This window comes from Limnohabitans sp. INBF002 (genome assembly GCF_027924905.1).
Lineage (GTDB): Bacteria > Pseudomonadota > Gammaproteobacteria > Burkholderiales > Burkholderiaceae_C > Limnohabitans.
This window is the reverse complement of record NZ_AP027055.1, coordinates 1,144,329-1,162,601: the sequence shown is the minus strand read 5'-3', so window position 1 is coordinate 1,162,601 and position 18,273 is coordinate 1,144,329. Positions and strand designations below refer to the sequence as shown.

16 protein-coding genes and 1 pseudogene are annotated in these 18,273 nt (G+C 57.1%); 9 read left to right on the top strand and 8 right to left on the bottom strand.

Annotation, left to right across the window (positions count from 1 at the left end; genetic code table 11):
* Positions 1-33: 33 nt before the first annotated feature.
* From QMG15_RS05905 to QMG15_RS05895, 3 genes are all read right to left on the bottom strand, one after another.
* Positions 34-1,215, bottom strand: coding sequence for a YbfB/YjiJ family MFS transporter (locus QMG15_RS05905; RefSeq protein ID WP_281789935.1), 1,182 nt, complete (start codon positions 1,213-1,215; stop codon positions 34-36).
* A gap of 87 nt (positions 1,216-1,302) precedes the next feature.
* Positions 1,303-1,797 carry a hypothetical protein gene (locus tag QMG15_RS05900; RefSeq protein ID WP_281789934.1) on the bottom strand — a complete coding sequence of 165 codons (495 nt, stop codon included), beginning with the start codon at positions 1,795-1,797 and terminating at the stop codon, positions 1,303-1,305.
* Positions 1,794-2,762, bottom strand: a complete 969-nt coding sequence (locus QMG15_RS05895; protein ID WP_281789933.1) for a tRNA-dihydrouridine synthase — start codon at positions 2,760-2,762, stop codon at positions 1,794-1,796. The genes QMG15_RS05900 and QMG15_RS05895 overlap by 4 nt, the downstream gene beginning before the upstream one ends.
* Before the next feature lie 123 nt (positions 2,763-2,885).
* On the opposite strand from QMG15_RS05895, the gene QMG15_RS05890 reads away from it, so the two are divergent.
* The 9 genes from QMG15_RS05890 to QMG15_RS05850 are packed head-to-tail and all read left to right on the top strand — an operon-like array spanning position 2,886 to position 9,574.
* Positions 2,886-3,410: a GNAT family N-acetyltransferase gene (locus tag QMG15_RS05890; protein WP_342748888.1), complete on the top strand. Its 525-nt coding sequence runs from the start codon at positions 2,886-2,888 to the stop codon at positions 3,408-3,410.
* Between the two features lie 35 nt (positions 3,411-3,445).
* Positions 3,446-3,730 carry a DnaJ domain-containing protein gene (locus QMG15_RS05885; protein ID WP_281789932.1) on the top strand — a complete coding sequence of 95 codons (285 nt, stop codon included), beginning with the start codon at positions 3,446-3,448 and terminating at the stop codon, positions 3,728-3,730.
* Positions 3,731-3,770: 40 nt separating this feature from the next.
* A complete protein-coding gene (locus QMG15_RS05880) occupies positions 3,771-4,319 on the top strand; it encodes a hypothetical protein (protein ID WP_281789931.1) in 549 nt (182 codons plus the stop codon).
* Positions 4,320-4,332: 13 nt separating this feature from the next.
* Complete coding sequence (locus tag QMG15_RS05875; RefSeq protein WP_281789930.1) at positions 4,333-5,088, top strand: hypothetical protein; 756 nt, start codon at positions 4,333-4,335, stop codon at positions 5,086-5,088.
* Positions 5,089-5,099: 11 nt separating this feature from the next.
* Positions 5,100-6,305, top strand: a complete 1,206-nt coding sequence (locus tag QMG15_RS05870; RefSeq protein ID WP_281789929.1) for a hypothetical protein — start codon at positions 5,100-5,102, stop codon at positions 6,303-6,305.
* 59 nt (positions 6,306-6,364) lie between these two features.
* Positions 6,365-7,099 (top strand): tRNA-uridine aminocarboxypropyltransferase, encoded by a 735-nt coding sequence (locus QMG15_RS05865; RefSeq protein ID WP_281789928.1) that lies wholly within the window; start codon positions 6,365-6,367, stop codon positions 7,097-7,099.
* A 15-nt stretch (positions 7,100-7,114) separates the two neighbouring features.
* Positions 7,115-8,053, top strand: a complete 939-nt coding sequence (gene ylqF / locus QMG15_RS05860) for a ribosome biogenesis GTPase YlqF (RefSeq protein WP_281789926.1) — start codon at positions 7,115-7,117, stop codon at positions 8,051-8,053.
* A gap of 5 nt (positions 8,054-8,058) precedes the next feature.
* Positions 8,059-8,652: a 3'-5' exonuclease domain-containing protein 2 gene (locus QMG15_RS05855; protein ID WP_281789925.1), complete on the top strand. Its 594-nt coding sequence runs from the start codon at positions 8,059-8,061 to the stop codon at positions 8,650-8,652.
* Between the two features lie 22 nt (positions 8,653-8,674).
* Positions 8,675-9,574, top strand: coding sequence for a hypothetical protein (locus tag QMG15_RS05850; RefSeq protein ID WP_281789924.1), 900 nt, complete (start codon positions 8,675-8,677; stop codon positions 9,572-9,574).
* A 19-nt stretch (positions 9,575-9,593) separates the two neighbouring features.
* On the opposite strand, the gene QMG15_RS05845 is transcribed toward QMG15_RS05850, so the two are convergent.
* The 5 genes and pseudogenes from QMG15_RS05845 to aceE all read right to left on the bottom strand — a co-directional run bounded on the left by QMG15_RS05845 (position 9,594) and on the right by aceE (position 18,168).
* Entirely contained in the window at positions 9,594-10,529 is a 936-nt protein-coding gene (locus QMG15_RS05845) for a hypothetical protein (protein ID WP_281790089.1), read from the bottom strand.
* Positions 10,530-10,547: 18 nt separating this feature from the next.
* A pseudogene (locus tag QMG15_RS05840) lies at positions 10,548-11,735 on the bottom strand (HsdR family type I site-specific deoxyribonuclease); the annotation flags it as partial.
* Positions 11,736-11,922: 187 nt separating this feature from the next.
* Positions 11,923-13,761 carry a dihydrolipoyl dehydrogenase gene (lpdA, locus tag QMG15_RS05835; protein ID WP_281789923.1) on the bottom strand — a complete coding sequence of 613 codons (1,839 nt, stop codon included), beginning with the start codon at positions 13,759-13,761 and terminating at the stop codon, positions 11,923-11,925.
* Positions 13,762-13,770: 9 nt separating this feature from the next.
* Positions 13,771-15,450: a dihydrolipoyllysine-residue acetyltransferase gene (gene aceF, locus QMG15_RS05830; RefSeq protein WP_281789922.1), complete on the bottom strand. Its 1,680-nt coding sequence runs from the start codon at positions 15,448-15,450 to the stop codon at positions 13,771-13,773.
* Positions 15,451-15,468: 18 nt separating this feature from the next.
* Positions 15,469-18,168 (bottom strand): pyruvate dehydrogenase (acetyl-transferring), homodimeric type, encoded by a 2,700-nt coding sequence (aceE, locus tag QMG15_RS05825; protein WP_108358534.1) that lies wholly within the window; start codon positions 18,166-18,168, stop codon positions 15,469-15,471.
* Between the last annotated feature and the right edge of the window lie 105 nt (positions 18,169-18,273).

Genomic DNA, 18,273 nt, shown 5'->3' with positions numbered 1-18,273 from the left:
CTGTGCTGCGTGGTTCACGCTCGGGGTTTTCGCTCAAACAGTGGGCGCTGCTTCGTCTTTGGGCAAAGTCGCCAGCAAGGCCATGCCTGCGGCCATCACGCCAGCGGTCAACCACAACGCACCTTTGAACGTACCTGTGGTTTGCGCCATGTAGCCTGCCACCACGGGGGCCAGCATTTGCGCAGCCCCGTAGCTGAGCGTGAGTTTGGCCATGGCCTTGCCTGGGTTATTAGGCGCGCGGCGCCCCACCAAAGCCAGCGTCATGCTCACGATGCCAATGAACGTGGCGCCATAACCCACCGCCCCTGCTAACGCGGCCCACAGCTCACCCGACATCGCCGGCAGCATGACCGAAAGCGTTTGCAAACCAAACGCCAGCAACAAAGCCCGCTTGTCACCCACACGCCGCGCCACCAAATCCCAAATGAACACCGCAGGCATGGCCGCCATGCCGACCATCGCCCAAGCCAACGGACCTTGGCCCGCCAGCGCAGGCTCGCGCTCCACGATGGCCACGGTGAACGTGGCACTGATGACAAAGCCCCAGCCCGCAGCAAAGTAACTGGTCAGCATGGTCCATGCCCAGCGGCGTGAGCCCAAGCCAGATGCAGGCGCGGCGTCATGCGCCACCACCACCTGCGGTGGCACGGGCGGACGCCACTTCCAAGCGGGCACAAAAAACAGCAAACCCAAAGCCGCAAAGGCCAACCATTGGTCCGACCATGTGGGCCACAGCTGCGCCAAGCCCCAAGCCCCCAGCGCCGACACCACAATGCCAAGCCCCAAGCCGATGAAATACAAACCCAACTCAGGCCGACGCCCTTGGCGCATCAGCCAACCCAAGATCAAACCTGAGCCAAGCAACATGCCCGTGGCACCACACAAGCCGCCGATGTAGCGAATCAAAGCCCATGCAGGCATCCACGTGGTCAGCGCCATCGCTGCCACCGTGAGCAAGGCCATCCACAAGCCAGCGCTGTAGAGCCAATGCCGCCAGCGCACATCGTCAATCCAAGTGGCAGCCAAAGCACCGCTCATGTAGCCGGCGTAATTGATCGCGGCCAAACCGCCAGCGGCTGCGTCGGTCAATCCGGTTTGGGTTTGCAGGCTAGGCAGCAAGGGCGTGTAGGCAAAACGCGCCAAGCCGATGGTCAGCACCAAGCCGCAAATGCCGCCCGTGAGAACTTGCCATGGATGAAGGTGTTTGTGCGACATGAATCAGCGAAGTATGCCGCGCGTCGGGCCCCTCAATGCCCAATTGCTGTCACGCGGGTGCGAGAGGCATCAAGCCAAGGCTAAGTCTCAGCCCCGTGCGCCTTTTGGCTTATCAAACCCCGCATCCACCCAAGCCTGAGCGGTATTGCGGTTGAGCTTGAAGCCCGCCTCCACGCGCACCTCAGCCAGCGTGTCGCCGCCCTCGTCTTGCGCGCTCAGCGTGGCGTAGGGGTTGTCGTCATCGGGCACGATGTCTAGCAGCACGGTCACGCGACCTGTTTCCCCGTTGACCGTGACGGCTTGGTGCAGCGTCGCGTGCAACTGCTGCTCGCTGCGGCGCACAAACTCGGAGGCGGTTTTGACCAAGGTGATGAACGCCGTGCCGTCCAAGGGCTTGGGGTTCTTTTTGTCGCGGCCCATGGTCCACGGGCCAATCAGCGCGGCTTCGGATTCACCGTCTTTGAACATGGCCACCGCCCAGCCGTCGTCATCGTCGTTTTTGATGACCTTGGCGGTCCAAGTTTCGTTTTGCCACAGGCGTGGCTCTTGGATGAAGGGGGTGTCTAGGGTGTCGTCGGTCATGGTTGTGTGGGCATGGCGTCAAACCATGCGTTGATGTCTTTGGGGCTGGTCAAGGTGCGCACATGCATGTAGGCAGCCTCAGCCTCGGGGTAATGCTTGCGCAAGAAGTTGAGCCATTGTTTCAAGCGCCCCGCTTGGTGACGCTCGCTCACATGGCCCGACACAATTTGCCAAAACGTGTGCAGGTGTGGCGGCAGGTCTTGCCAACACACTTCGCGAGCGGGTGCTGGCAAGCCATTCGCAGCTGCGTCGTGCGCTTGAATGGCCCAGCCCAAACCTGGGTTGGTCACGATGCCACGGCCCAGCATCAAGTCGAAGCAGCCTGATTCAGCCCGGGCATTGATGGCATCTTGCACATTCCAAATTTCGCCGTTCGCCACCAGCGGGGTTTTGACCTTGGCTTTGATGTCGGCAATGCGGTGCCAATATGCGGGTGGGCGATACGCATCGGCCTTGGTACGGGCGTGCACCACAATTTCGCTGGCCCCGCCAGCCTCTAGCGCCAAGGCGCATTCTTCCGCCGTGCTGTCGTCGTTGAAGCCCAAACGCATCTTGGCCGACACCACTTGGTGGGCCGGCACAGCGGCGCGCACCGCTCGCACAATTTGGTACAGCACTTCGGGGTCTTGCAGCAGCACCGAGCCGCCGCCATGGCGGTTGACTTGTTTGGCAGGGCAACCAAAGTTCAGGTCCACCCCATCGCAGCCCATGCCCGCCACGCGCGCGGCGTTGTCGGCCAAACATTGGGGGTCTGACCCCAATAGTTGAGGCCGCACCGGCACGCCCGCAAACGTACGCCCGCCATTCGTCAGCTCGGGCACGATGCGCAAAAACGTGCGCTCGGGCAGCAAGGTGTTGGTGACGCGGATGAACTCGGACACGCAGCGGTCCACCCCGCCGATGCGGGTCAGCACGTCGCGCAGCACAAAGTCGAGCAAGCCCTCCATCGGGGCAAGAATGAGCATGGGGTTGGGAGTTTGAAAAAGAAGGCTGCAAGCAGCGAAGGCGCTACTCTACCTAACTCCGTGCAAGGGATGGTTTTACTGGGACAATAGCGGTCTTATCTGTTCACTGAATTTTCCCTTTCCATGTCCGACCTGACAACTGTTGAAGTCCGTCCCGCCACGATGCGCGACGCCGCCAAAATCGCCGAGCTGTACGCCGCCACCGCCAAAGAAGCGTTCAAAACCATGCAAACCGGTAGCAAAGTGCTGCCGGTGCCCGAAGAAAAAAGCACCACCTACTGGCGCGAAGCCATTGAGTTTGCCGAGCCCCAAGTGCAAGTGGCCGTCGACGGCAGCAAGATCGTGGGCTTTGTGGGCTACGACCGCTCTCGCGACAAAGGCACGCCCAACACTCTGGGCGAGATTTGGGACATTTATGTGGATGCCGCCTACTGGGGCCAAGGCGTGGGCCTGGCTTTGTGGGACGCTGCCCGCGAAGGCCTTCAAGAAGAAGGCTGTACCCATGTGTCCATTTGGGTGCCCATCGCCAATGACCGCGCCATGCGCTTTCATGAATTGGCCGGCTTCAAACGCGAAATGTCCAGCGCCAAGACCGTGCCCATGGGCCCCGTCAAGGTGGAAGAGATTCGCCTGAAGCAAGCTCTTTGATTTTTCAAGCGCTGTGATTTTTTAAAGAGCTGAACGTGTCTGAACACTACGCCGCCCTCGGGCTGAAAAGCGATGCCACGCTGGCGGACATCAAACGCGCGTTCCGCCAAAAAGCCTCGCAGTTTCACCCTGACCGCAACACCGCCGAAGACGCGCCTGCGCGTTTTCGCGAGGTGCAAGAGGCCTACGACGTGCTGTCAGACGAGACCAAACGCCAAGCCTACGACGACAACCGCCGCCGTAATTTGTTGGACGACCCCGCGCAAACCGCGCGCGAAATTTGGACCGCCTACTTTCAGCAAGTGCTGAACCGTTCATAAAAACGTTCTGATTCAAAAGCAACGTTTCCATAAGCAAAACATGAGCATTTCTCCATTCTTCCAAGAGCTGCGTTCGGCCTACCAAGCCGAGCTGGACGACCTCAACTCAGACTCCGAAGGTCACTACATCCTCGACAAACGCTTGGCTGAAAAGCGCAAAGAGCTGGGCTTTTTGCTACAGATGCTGGATCTCAACCCCGAAATGGTGGCCGTGGTGTTACACCAAGCCTTTGAGTTCCACGAGCCCGAGTTGATGGACCACTTCATCACCTTAGACGCCGATGATTTGCTGAGCTGGGATGCTGTGTCTGAAGGCATCCGCATTGCAGCTTGGGCGCAACCCATGGTGGACCAAATCTTGGCCGAGCCGGTGGGTGCGTGGTTCATGAGCGTGGCTGCGGCCCTCGAATACATGCATGGCACGCCTATGCGTTCCTCCGCACAGTCAAGTGACGCCGATGCCGACGAAGATTTAGAGAACGTCGAACGTGGCGATCAGCCCGAACAAGACGAGGAGCGCGAAGCCCGTGAACGCGAAGAAGCGGGCAACGCGTGGATGGTCGAACAAGGCTTCGACAGCAAAGAATAAACAGGGTGACCTCATGACCGACAAAACCAACGCCATCGCACTGATTGCCAAAACGCAAAGCCTCATCGCCGCAGGCGACATCACGGGCGCAGAAGCCGCGCTGGTCGAGTTGGCCGATGCCGAGGGCGACCAAGCCCTGATGGTGGTGCTGGCGCAGCTGCCCCCCAAAGACATCTTGGCCGTGATTCGTGAGTACGACACGTCCAAAGAATCGGTCATCAACCTGCTGGTCACGCCCGAGCAATTTGCGCGCGCCGTGGTGATTGAAAAACAATACAAAGACCTCACCCGCACCCACTTGCGCGGCATGATGAACTCCATCATCTTCCGCGACGATGCCGACCCGATTGAGTTCCTCACCGCGATTGGCGATTTGGAAGGCGGCGCTGAAGCGCTGGCCGACTACTTCAGCGAGAAGTGGAGCCGCATCGAAGCCTTTGCACGCACCGGCACGTTTGACACCATGGAAGACGACGGCGACATGCTGTCTGAAAGCGCCCTGCTCGGCTCCGCCTATGTGAAGCCCCGCGTTGAAGAAGACGAAGTGGCCGACCAAGACTGGATGCAACTCGCGTGGATCTTGCGCCACAAAATTCCAGACCTCTTCATCGAAATGCTCTTGGTGCTGCGCGCCAAAGCACGCGCCCACGATGCCGGCCTGTCGGAAGACGACGAGGAAGACGACGACGGCAAGGTCGAAACCAGCGCCACCGACCGCGGCCAAGCCACACCCGCTGCGCGTGACTCTGACGAAGAATCTGCCATCTAAGCGTAGAGACCATGACGCAAGCTGTTGTTGCCCTTTTTGATGACCGCCCTTTCTTTGAAAAGGTGGTTGCCTACGGCGTGCAACACGGTGTGTTGGACCAAGCCAAACTAGACGCCATCCAAACCGATGCGCCCAAAGGCATGGTGCAAATCGCGCGTTACTTTGGCAGCGAGTTCTTGCGCCCTGAGCTTGAAAAAGCAAAGGACCGCATCGTTAACATGGTGAGCCTCACGCTGCAAATTCAAAGCGGTGGCGATTTGCGCAAAGCCGCAGAGCAGCTGCGCGAGCACTCGTTCATGTCGCGCTCTAAAGCGGCATCTGACATGCTCAAAGCCCTCATCGTCATGCCGCAAAACACGCACTTTGGCATGAACGAGCATGGTGGTTTTAGCGACAAACACATTCCGCAACTGGCCAAGTGGTCGCTGTGCAGTTTGGCCGACTACCAAGCCGAGTTGGCCAAGCGCCAACAAGTGGCACACGTCATCGATGCCGCCATTTGGATGGCCGACCAACTCGGCCTGTACGCCGACGATTTAGAAGAGGCCGGCTGCGATGCCGAAGCCGTGATTCGCACCGCGCTGCTGGCCACCGCCACCAAGCACAAAGACATGCCTGACTGGGTGGCCTTCCAAAAAATCATCACTACCCTGCGCAAACCCAGCGCAACCAAAACCATCCACTTGGTTGCGCCCAAAAACTTGCCCGCCGAATTCAAAGCAGCGGTCGAGCACGTGCGACTCAGCGTGGAAGCCGACTTGCCCAAAATTTTGAACAGTGCCATCACATGCCAAAAACTGTTCAACCAAACACCCGCTTTCGTTGGCCGGTACTTCTGGGTTGAAGACGGCTTGTCTGAGGTGGACCACTTTGACCGCCAAACCTCTGCCGCATGGACCAAAGCCACCGGCGGCCACAGCGACGACAGCTCGCTGCTCACCCTCTTCTTGTGCATTGCCACGGCTAGCACAGGCAAAACACTGCTGACTGAAAAAACGGCAACCACGCTGATTCGCAAAATCCGCAAATCAGGCGTGAAGCCCGCGCTGGCGACGGCATTCATCCAAGCCAATGCACCGGCTGAGCATCAAGACGATTACATAGCCATGTGGGAAGCCTTCATTGACGAATCGCTCGTCACGTTGGAGAGCGACCACGACTACAAACTGCACGATGCACTGTCGCTGTTGCGCCGCGAATGCAATGTGGCCGACTAAGCCATAGCCATCAAACAAAGCCATAGCTGCCAGCACCTTCAATTGCCTCGACCTTCGCCTTGACCGCAGATTTACCCCACGCCGTTGCGCGCTTACGCGCAACCCGCCTCGCCCGCAGCGTCAAACCTTTTCTAGCCCGAGGCGGCCCCAAAGGTGAACGCTGTGCAGGCTGCCGCTTGGTGCCCACGCACTGCATCTGCTCACTGCGCCCCGACGTGTCCACACGCGCAGGCATGTGTTTGCTGATGGCCGACATCGAACCACTCAAACCCAGCAACACGGGTTGGCTGATTGCCGATGTGGTGGCTGATACCTTCGCCTTTGGCTGGGCCCGCACCGAAGTTGACCCGGCTTTGCTCGCGTTGTTAAGCGACCCGCAATGGCAACCCTATGTGGTGTTCCCTAGCGCGTTTGCTGAATCGCAACGCGTGGTGCATGAGGTAACGCCTGAAGCCCACAAGCGCCCTCTGTTCATCCTGCTCGACGGCACGTGGGACGAAGCGCGCAAGATGTTTCGCAAAAGCCCCTACCTGCAAAACTTCCCCGTGCTGAGCCTGCACCCCGAACAACTGTCGCGCTACAAACTGCGACGCGCACAAAGCGAGGCCCACTTTTGCACCGCCGAAGTGGGTGCCATGTGCCTAGACCTTGCCAACGACACGCAAGCCGCTGCCGCCCTCAACGCCTACTTTGATGTGTTCACCGAGCACTACCTCAAAGCCAAGCAACAACTGTCCGTCGATTTGGCCGATGAGGTGCATTTGCAACTGAAAGAAGCCACGCGCTCGGCGTGAACGACAATCAAGACTATGGCTATTCAATGGTTCCCCGGACACATGCACCTCACGCGCAAAGCGATTGGGGAGCGCATCAAAGAGATTGACGTTGTCATCGAAATGCTCGACGCCCGCTTGCCCGGCTCTAGCGCCAACCCAATGTTGGCCGAGCTCATTCAAGGCAAGCCCGCACTCAAGGTACTGAGCAAGCAAGACTTGGCCGACCCCGAGCGCACCGCGATGTGGCTGGCTCATTACAACGCCATGCCCGGCGTGCGCGCCATTGGCCTAGACACCAGCATGTCCTCACCCGCCAAAGCGCTGATTGACAACTGCCAACAACTCGCCCCCAACCGTGGCGGCATGGCCAAGCCCATGCGCGTGCTGATTTGCGGCATTCCCAACGTGGGCAAGTCCACCCTCATCAACACGCTCAAAGGCAAGCGCGCGGCCAAGACGGGTGACGAAGCGGGTGTGACCAAGATAGAGCAACGCATCGCCTTGGCCGATGACTTTTATTTGTACGACACCCCCGGTGTGCTGTGGCCGCGCATCATCGTCGAGCAAAGCGGTTTCAACCTCGCCGCCAGCGGCGCCATTGGCGTGAACGCGTTTGACGAAGAAACCGTGGCGCTTGAGTTGCTCAACTACCTCATTCCCCACTACCCCGACGTGCTGCACAAGCGCTACAACATCGACGACGTGGCCAGCCACACCGACGAAGAAATGTTGGACGCCATTGGTCGCAAACGCGGTGCCGTGCAAAGCGGTGGGCGCATCAACACCACCAAAGCCGCGCACATCGTCATTCACGATTTCCGCACAGCGGCGCTGGGTCGCGTGACGCTAGAAACGCCCGAGCAATTTGCCGCGTGGTTGGCTGAAGGAAAAATTGCCGATGCCGAGCGTGCTGTGCGCAAAGAGGCGATCGAGAAAAACAAGAAAACTGTGCGTAAGCCTAAGAAGCGTTGATACACATGACACAGCGCCTCGACACCCCCGAAAAAGAAGCCATCGCCCTGCTCCCCCCGTTTGAACGCCTGGGGCTAGACCGCATCACCTTGGTCAACACGGCCAAGCAAGCCCAGCTCGCACACGACGCCTTGATGGCCTCACGCGCCTGGGGCTTTGACACCGAATCCAAACCCACCTTCCGCGTGGGCGAAGCCTCTGATGGCCCGCATGTGTTGCAGCTCTCCACCCGCGAACGCGCTTGGGTGTTTCAGCTGCATGACGCTGAATGCCGAGCTGTGTCAGCTGATTTGTTGGCGCGCGAAGGCATTGCCAAAGCCGGCTTTGGTTTGGGCGATGACCGCAAACGCATCATCCAAAAATTTGGCGTGGAGCCAGCAGATGTGCTGGAACTGAACAGCATTTTCAAAGCGCAAGGCTATCGCAAAGAAGTGGGCGTCAAGGGCGCGGTGGCGGTGCTGTTCAAACAGCGTTTTCAAAAATCAAAGAAGGCAGCCACCAGCAACTGGGCCAATGAACGCTTGAGCGAATCGCAACTGGTGTATGCCGCCAACGATGCGTACGCGGCGTATCGAGTTTGGGAAGCTTTGTCGCTTTAAGCTTTCAGAGCAAGGAACCATCATGTCAGACCCCACGAGCCACAGCGCTGCCACACATTCTGAACAAGCCAGCTCGGTGTTGGAATTTGCCAATGCCTTGTGGCGCGTGCGTCGGCCCAAGCCCTTTGTGTTGGTCATCGAAGGTGAAGTCGGTCATGACGCTGAAGAGCCCACCGACTACCTGCACGACAAACTTCTGTTGCCCGAATGGCGCGAAGCCTTTTACAAGCTAGTCGATGCCACGGGCTTGGTGGTGTGCCTGAACGTACACACCCAACACCCCGCCTACCGCGACGTGCGCGGACGCTCTAGCAAAGGGCGACTGAGCCAAGGCGAGTACTACCACCACGACGGTTGCACAGGCCCTGTCAAACCGCGCTTTGTGGAAATTCGCTGCCCTATTCAGCCGCAAACACGCGGCGTGGCCACCGCTGTAGCGCCCCATCACGATGTGGTCAAAGCCATGGTGCAAGTGCTACCCGCCGAGCTGGCCGCCACAGCCGCACTGGCCACACAAGACATGAGCCCCGAAGCCTTGAGCCAAATGGACTACGCCGCGCTAGACCACCTGCAAGGCCTCATCACGCGCACCGTGCGCAAAAAGCTCAACGCCGAAGGCGCACGCAGCTACTTCCGCCAAGTGGATGCCGCCGCCAACGCCTACTTTGAACCTTGGGCCTTGGGCGAAAGCCGCTTCATCGCCAACGCCAACAGCGGCGTGACCATGCAACACCGCCGCGCCTACCAAGCCCCACACACCGGCGGCGTGGCCAATGGCCACTTGGTCAAGCGCTGGACCAATGAAGAGCTGCTGCTACCCGGACAGGTGGTCGACCAAGCTTTGATTGCTGCGCTGTGTAGCGAAGAAGGTGATGAAGCGGATGGGGAGCGGGCTGAGGGGTGTTACCTCGGGGCGCATTGAAATGCGGCGATTAGCAAACTCAGACCTGCCCACCCACGCCTTTGAACTTCTCAACAAAGGCAGCGATTTTCTGAAATACGCTTTGCTTCTTAGTCAGGTATTGCGGGTTGAGTGGGCTCATCTTTGGCAAGATGGCATTGAGCTCCGTGCCATTGTCACTGGCGTATTCACGCTTTAAAGAGTTGGTGATGTAACGCTTGGCCGCTTCAGCATTCAGACTCTCAGAGCTAATCAGCTCTTGAGCCTCTCGTTGCTGCTCGGCTTGCGCAAAGGCAAAGAAAGCTTCAATCACGCCAGCCTTATCGCCCATTTTGTCTAAATCCGACTGGTTGATGAAGTCAACCAGCAAGCTTTCTTTGGCTCGATTACTAAGGCTAGATCGAATCAAACGGCGAACGTCTTCAACCAGCGCCACTTTGTCTTTGACCTTTTTGTTGTTATCAAAGATCAACTCCAAAATGAAATCAAGATTGATCTCTTGCGACTTCAGTAGGTCCACCTCAAAGACCACATCGTCCCAATCAATGTTGGACTCTTCTTGCTCTTTACCTGACTTTTCTCGACGCAACCAATCACGAATGTCGTTGTAAGCCGATCGGTAATCTTGAATCTTCCTGTCAGCGGGTATCTTGACCGACTGCAACGCAGCCAAATCCTCATCGCCCAGGTAGTGCTTGGCTTTAAATGCTTCTACAGCCACTGAGTCGCTCATGTCGATGTTCTGCAAAGCTTTCAAACCTGCAAACTCATCATAGTTTTGCAACACATGTTCAATGCGCAAATACTCACCAAACAGTTTGGCAAACGCTTTCTTGTCCGACTCTTTTTCAATAGCTGATGGATCGGGGAAGCGTTGCTCTAATTCCTTCACCACCTCGACAAAACCACGTCGCGCTTCACCAGTCACCACATCGGTGAAGCCTTCCATGTATTCCTTGTAGCTCTTCTCCAGCACCACGTTCTTGGTGTTCTTGTCACCAAACAAAGTGATTGCATCAATGGTCGCCTGCTCCAGATCTCGGAAAGTCACGATGTTGCCGAAAGTCTTGGTGGCATCGTAAATGCGGTTGGTGCGTGAATACGCTTGCATCAAGCCGTGATAGCGCAGGTTTTTATCCACAAACAAGGTATTCAACGTGGGGGCATCAAAGCCGGTCAGGAACATACCCACGACAATCAATAGGTCGATTTCTTTAGCTTTGACTTGCTTGGCCAGATCGCGGTAATAGTTCTGGAAACCGTCACTATCCACACTGAAATTAGTTTTGAATAGCCCGTTGTAGTCAGCAATGGCTGAATTTAGAAATTCCTTGGCGCTGGTATTCATTGCTGAAACTTCAAAACTTTCATCTTGAATTTCACCAATCGCGTCTTGCTCTTCGTTGGCTGAAAACGAAAAGATGGTTGCAACCTTTAACGGCTTGTCGCTGGTCTTCTGCAGCTCTTTGAACGACTCGTAATACAGCTTGGCGGCATCCACGCTGCTGACAGCAAACATGGCATTGAACCCCTTGCCGCCTGCTTGCAGGCGATGGGTTTTTTGCCGGAAGTTATTCAAGATGTACTGGGTAATTTCATCAATGCGGTCCGGATGCAACAAGGCTTGCTTGTTCTCCGCTGCGCTGAGCTTTTTCTCGTCTTGCTCGGTTTCAATGGCTTTGAACTGTGGGCGCACATCGTTGTAGTCCACTTTAAACTTGAGCACCTTCTCATCGCGAATCGCATCGGTGATCACATACGCATGCAGCTCACGACCAAACACGCTGGCGGTAGTTTCTGCGCCTAAGGCATTCTGCGGGAAGATAGGCGTGCCGGTAAATCCGAACTGATAAAACTTCTTGAACTTCTTTTTCAAGTTCTTCTGGGCTTCACCAAACTGGCTGCGGTGACACTCGTCAAAAATAAAAACTACCTGCTTGCCGAAGATGGGTAGATCGCTCTCGCTCTTCATCAGGTTGTTGAGCTTTTGAATCGTTGTAACGATGATCTTGTTATCGTCTTTGTCCAGATTACGCTTAAGCCCTGCCGTGCTGTCAGAACCATTCACACTCTCTGGCGAAAAACGCTGATATTCCTTCATCGTCTGGTAGTCCAAGTCCTTACGGTCTACGACGAAGAAAACCTTGTCTACAAAATCCAACTCCGTTGCTAAGCGTGCTGCCTTAAAGCTGGTGGCTTTGCAGAGCGGCGCGTTGTTGTTGACTGGTCATGCTTTTATTCCTCTTATTTGCACCCAATATTGTCGCTGTTTAGTAGGCATTTAAGACTCAAACAGGGTTGCACATTGCAAAAGAGAAAAAGCCCGGACGGTTCCCCGTCCGGGCTTCTTCATTTAAAGCGCGAAGCGTTTACTTCTTGCTAGGCGGCAAGTCCGTGCAGCTACCGTGCGCCACTTCCGCCGCCATGCCGATGCTTTCGCCCAGCGTGGGGTGTGGGTGGATGGTTTTGCCGATGTCCACGGCGTCTGCGCCCATCTCAATCGCCAAAGCGATCTCGCCAATCATGTCGCCCGCGTGCGTGCCGACCATGCCGCCGCCGAGGATCTTGCCGTGGCCGTGGGCCTCGGGGGAATCGTCAAACAGCAGTTTGGTCACGCCTTCGTCGCGGCCGTTGGCAATGGCGCGGCCCGAGGCGGTCCAAGGGAACAAGCCCTTTTTCACCTTGATGCCTTGCGCTTTGGCTTGGTCTTCGGTCAAGCCCACCCATGCCACTTCGGGGTCGGTGTAAGCCACGCTTGGGATGACGCGTGCGTTGAACGCAGCGGCTGCCAGCTCCTTGTTGCCTTGCAGTTCACCCGCAATCACTTCGGCCGCCACGTGTGCTTCGTGCACCGCCTTGTGCGCCAACATGGGCTGGCCCACGATGTCGCCAATGGCGAAGATGTGCGGCACGTTGGTGCGCATCTGGATGTCGACATTGATGAAGCCGCGGTCAGTCACCGCCACGCCAGCCTTCTCGGCGGCGAGTTTTTTGCCGTTGGGCGTGCGGCCCACGGCTTGCAGCACCAGGTCGTACACCTGCGGCGCGGGGGCGGTGCCGCCCTCTTCTGCCGGTGCAAACGTGACTTCAATGCCTTCGGGCAAGGCGCGTGCGGACACGGTCTTGGTCTTGAGCATGATGTTGTCAAAGCGCTTGGCGTTCATCTTTTGCCAGATCTTCACCAAGTCGCGGTCAGCGCCTTGCATGAGGCCGTCCATCATTTCCACCACGTCCAGGCGTGCGCCCAGCGTGCTGTAAACCGTGCCCATCTCTAGGCCGATGATGCCGCCGCCCAAAATCAGCATGCGCTTAGGCACTTCTTTGAGTTCCAAAGCGCCTGTGCTGTCGACCACGCGTGGGTCGTTGGGCATGAAAGGCAAACGCACAGCTTGCGAACCCGCAGCGATGATGGCGCGTTTGAACGCGATCACTTTTTTGCTGCCGGTTTGCTCTTGAGCCGTACCGCTGGTTTCAAGTACTTCGAGGTGGTTTGCACCTACGAACTGGCCCAAGCCGCGCACGGTGGTGACCTTGCGCATCTTGGCCATGGCAGCCAAGCCACCTGTGAGTTTGCCAATGACTTTTTCTTTGTGGCCGCGCAGCTTGTCAATGTTGACAGCGGGTGCACCAAAGTCCACACCGAGGTCAGCCATGTGGGCCACTTCGTCCATCACCGCTGCCACGTGCAGCAAGGCTTTGGATGGAATGCAACCCACGTTCAAACACACGCCGCCCAAGGTGGCATAGCGCTCAACGATGACCACGTTCAAGCCGAGGTCAGCCGCACGGAATGCAGCCGAGTAACCGCCAGGACCACCGCCCAACACGAGCACATCGCACTCGATGTCGGCCGAGCCGCCGAAGGATGAGGCTGTAGGTGCAGGGGCTGCGGCCACTGGCGCAGCGGGTGCTGCTGCAGCTGGAGCCGCTGCGGGTGCAGGTGCAGAAGCAGCAGGCGCGGAAGCCGCACCCTCTGCATCCAACACCAACACCACAGAGCCTTCTTTGACCTTGTCGCCCAGCTTGACTTTCAACTCTTTCACCACGCCCGCGTGTGAGGATGGAATTTCCATCGACGCTTTGTCGGACTCAACGGTGATGAGCGATTGCTCAGCTTTGACGGTGTCGCCGGGTTTGACCAGCAACTCGATCACGGCTACTTCGTCGAAGTCGCCGATGTCTGGAACTTTGATATCAATCATTGCCATATCAAGTCCTTAGAGCAACACGCGACGGAAGTCGCCGAGGATTTGACCGAGGTACGCATTGAAGCGTGCCGCTGCAGCGCCGTCGATGACGCGGTGGTCCCACGTCAAGCTCAGAGGCAACATCAAACGTGGCACAAATTCTTTGCCGTTCCACACGGGTTCCATGGTGCTCTTACACACACCAAGGATGGCCACTTCGGGCGCGTTGATGATGGGCGTGAAGTACTTGCCACCAATGCCGCCGAGGCTGGAGATGGTGAAGGTCGCGCCGGTCATTTCTGCGGGGCCGAGTTTGCCGTCGCGGGCTTTCTTGGCCAGCTCTGACATTTCTTGGCTGATTTGCAGCACGCCTTTTTTGTCGCAATCACGAATGACTGGAACCATCAAACCGTTGGGCGTGTCAGCGGCAAAACCGATGTGCCAGTAGTTTTTGTAGACCAGTGCATCACCATCGAGCGAGCTGTTGAACTCTGGGTATTTCTTGAGCGCGGCCACGCAAGCCTTGATCAAGAACGCCAGCATCGTGACTTTGACGCCCGATTTTTCGTTCTCTTTGTTGGTGGACACGCGGAAGGCTTCGAGGTCAGTGATGTCGCAGTCGTCATGGTTGGTGACGGCTGGAATCATGATGGCGTTGCGCAACAAGTTGGCACCGCTGATCTTCTTGATGCGGCCCATTTCTTTGCGCTCGACAGGACCGAACTTGGCAAAGTCGACCTTCGGCCATGGGATGAGACCCAAGGCTGCGCCATCACCACCCGCAGAGCCACCCTTGGCTGCCTGAGCCTTGGTTTGTGTCGCGCCCGACATGACGGACTTGGTGAAGGCTTGCACGTCGTTTTGCGTGATACGGCCCTTGTGGCCAGAGCCTTTGAGCTCTTCCAATGGCACACCGAGTTCGCGTGCGAACTTGCGCACCGAGGGTGATGCGTGTGGCAAGCCCAAGGTAGGTGCGCCTGGTGCGTGTGCAGGTGCTGCAACAACAGCCACCGCAGCAGCAACTGCTGTCGGTGCAGCCACAGCGACAGGTGCCACGGCAGCAACGGCAGATGCGGCAGCCGCCACAGGTGCAGCGGCGGCAGACACGGTGCCTTCCAAAATGGCCAACAAGTCACCAATGTTGACGGTGTCGCCCACTTTGACTTTGAGCTCTTTGAGCACGCCCGCGTGTGAGGATGGAATTTCCATCGACGCTTTGTCAGACTCCACGGTGATGAGCGATTGCTCCACCTTGATGCTGTCGCCAGGCTTCACAAATACTTCAATGACGGCCACGTCTTTGAAGTCGCCAATGTCTGGCACGTGAATTTCGATGGGGCCCGATGCTGATGGCGCTGTGGCCACGGGGGCAGCTGCTGCAACTGGGGCTGGTGCAGCAGCTACAGAAGCAGCTGCTGCAGGTGCGGCGGCCGGAGCTGAAGCATTTGAAGCCGCAGTGCCTGCGGCAGCACCAGCGGCTTCCACCACCAACACCACTGAGCCTTCTTTGACCTTGTCGCCCAAAGCCACTTTGAGCTCTTTGACCACACCAGCGGTGCTCGATGGAATTTCCATCGAAGCTTTGTCTGATTCGACGGTGATGAGGGACTGTTCCGCTTTCACGGTGTCGCCCACTTTGACCAGCAGTTCAATGACTGCGACTTCGTCGAAATCCCCGATATCCGGGACTTTTACTTCTACCAATGCCATGTTGTGTCTCCCGAATATTTATGCGTACAGCGGGTTGATCTTGTCGACTTTGATGCCGTACTTTTTGATGGCTTCAGCCACTTGTGCCACTGGCACGGTGCCTTCTTCGCTGAGGGCTTTGAGGGCTGCGACCACGATGTAGTGGCGGTTGACTTCAAAGTGCTCACGCAGCTTGCTGCGGAAGTCAGAGCGACCGAAACCGTCTGTGCCCAACACTTTGTAGGTGCGGCCTTTAGGAATGAACGGACGAATCTGTTCGGCATAGGCTTTCATGTAGTCGGTCGAAGCAACCACGGGGCCGACGTAAGGGTCCAACTGCGCCGCCACGAAAGGCACTTTGGGTGTCTCTGTGGGGTGCAACAAGTTGTAACGCTCAGCGTCTTGGCCGTCGCGTGTGAGTTCGTTGAAGCTTGGGCAGCTCCACACGTTGGCAGCAATGCCCCAATCGGCAGCGAGCAAGTCGCGCGCAGCCATGGATTCACGCAGGATGGTGCCCGAGCCCAACAAGTTCACGCGTGGTGCAGTTTTCTTGCCCTCGCCTTGTTGCAGCAAGTACATGCCTTTGATGATTTGCTCTTCGGTGCCAGCCTTGAGGCCAGGCATCGCATAGTTTTCGTTCAACAGGGTGATGTAGTAGAAGACGTTGTCTTGCTTCTCCACCATGCGCTTCAAACCGTGGTGCAGGATGACGCCCACTTCGTGTGCGAAGGTGGGGTCATAAGACACGCAGTTCGGGATGGTGTTGGCCATGATGTGGCTGTGACCGTCTTCGTGCTGCAAGCCTTCGCCGTTCAACGTGGTACGGCCTGAGGTGCCGCCCAACAAGAAGCCGCGTGCTTGCATGTCGCCAGCTGCCCATGCCAAGTCGCCAATGCGTTGGAAACCAAACATCGAGTAGTACACGTAGAACGGCACCATGATGCGGTTGCTGGTCGAGTAGCTGGTGGCAGCAGCAATCCAGCTCGACATACCGCCGGCTTCGTTGATGCCTTCTTGCAAGATCTGACCAGCTTTGTCTTCCTTGTAATACATCACTTGGTCTTTGTCGACCGGTGTGTAGTTTTGACCTGCTGGGTTGTAAATACCGATTTGACGGAACAAACCTTCCATACCAAAGGTACGGGCTTCGTCCACCAAAATTGGCACCACGCGTGGGCCCAAGGCTTGGTCACGCAAGAGCTGCGTGAGGAAGCGTACGTAGGCTTGGGTGGTCGAGATTTCACGGCCTTCGGCCGTAGGCTCCATCACCGATTTGAAGATATCCAACGACGGCACGGTGAAGGTTTCTTCGGCTTTCGTGCGACGGTGTGGCAAGTAGCCGCCCAAGGCCTTGCGGCGCTCGTGCAGGTATTGCATCTCAGGGGTGTCATCTGCAGGCTTGTAGAACGGCACGTTGGCCAATTCGCTGTCTGGCACTGGGATGTTGAAGCGGTCACGCATGTACTTGATGTCTTCATCCGTGAGCTTCTTGGTTTGGTGAACGTTGTTCTTGCCTTCACCGGCTTTGCCCATGCCAAAACCTTTGACGGTCTTGATCAACAAAACGGTCGGCTGGTCTTTGGTATTCACGGCTTGGTGGTAAGCCGCGTAGACCTTTTGTGGGTCATGGCCACCGCGCTTCAAAGCCCAGATTTCGTCGTCGCTCATGTGCGAGACCATTTCGAGCGTGCGTGGATCGCGACCGAAGAAGTGCTTGCGCACGTAGGCGCCGTCGTTGGCTTTGAAGGCTTGGTAGTCGCCGTCCAAGGTGTCCATCATGATCTTGCGGAGTGCGCCGTCTTTGTCGCGAGCCAAGAGCTTGTCCCACTCGCTGCCCCACAAGAGCTTGATGACGTTCCAGCCTGAGCCACGGAATTCGCCTTCGAGTTCTTGCACGATCTTGCCGTTGCCGCGCACGGGACCGTCCAAACGTTGCAAGTTGCAGTTGACGACAAAGATCAAGTTGTCGAGTTTTTCACGAGCAGCCAAACCGATGGCGCCCAAAGATTCAACTTCGTCCATCTCACCGTCACCGCAGAACACCCAAACCTTGCGGTTTTCGGTGTTGGCAATGCCGCGTGCGTGCAAGTACTTCAAGAAGCGCGCTTGGTAGATAGCCATCAATGGGCCAAGGCCCATGGACACCGTGGGGAACTGCCAGAACTCAGGCATGAGTTTGGGGTGTGGGTAGCTGGACAAACCTTTGCCGTCCACTTCTTGACGGAAGTTGAGCAACTGCTCTTCGGTCAAACGGCCTTCCAGGTAGGCGCGAGCGTACACGCCGGGTGACACGTGGCCTTGGATGTACAAGCAGTCGCCACCGTGGTTTTCGTTTTCAGCGTGCCAGAAGTGGTTGAAGCCCGCACCAAACATGTGGGCCAATGAAGCGAAAGAGCCGATGTGACCACCGAGGTCGCCACCGTCTTCTGGGTTGTGGCGGTTGGCCTTGACCACCATCGCCATCGCGTTCCAGCGCATGTAAGCGCGCAGACGTTCTTCAATTTCAATGTTGCCAGGGCAATGTGCTTCTTTGTCCGGTTCGATCGTGTTGACGTAACCGGTGTTGGCAGAGAACGGCATGTCGATGCTGCTCTCGCGGGCGTGTTCGAGCAGTTGCTCTAACAAAAAGTGAGCGCGCTCTGGGCCCTCTGCGTTGATGACGGCGGACAAAGCGTCCATCCACTCACGCGTTTCTTGGCTGTCCACATCGTTACGTGGATCGTTCGGTTGTGCTGACATGCTTGTCTCCTCTGTGTTGCACTTGTTTTGACTCGAATGTAAATAGTTTCTCACAAATTCCGTAAATTTCAAATAGCGACTATTGATTTCTTATTATGAAATCCA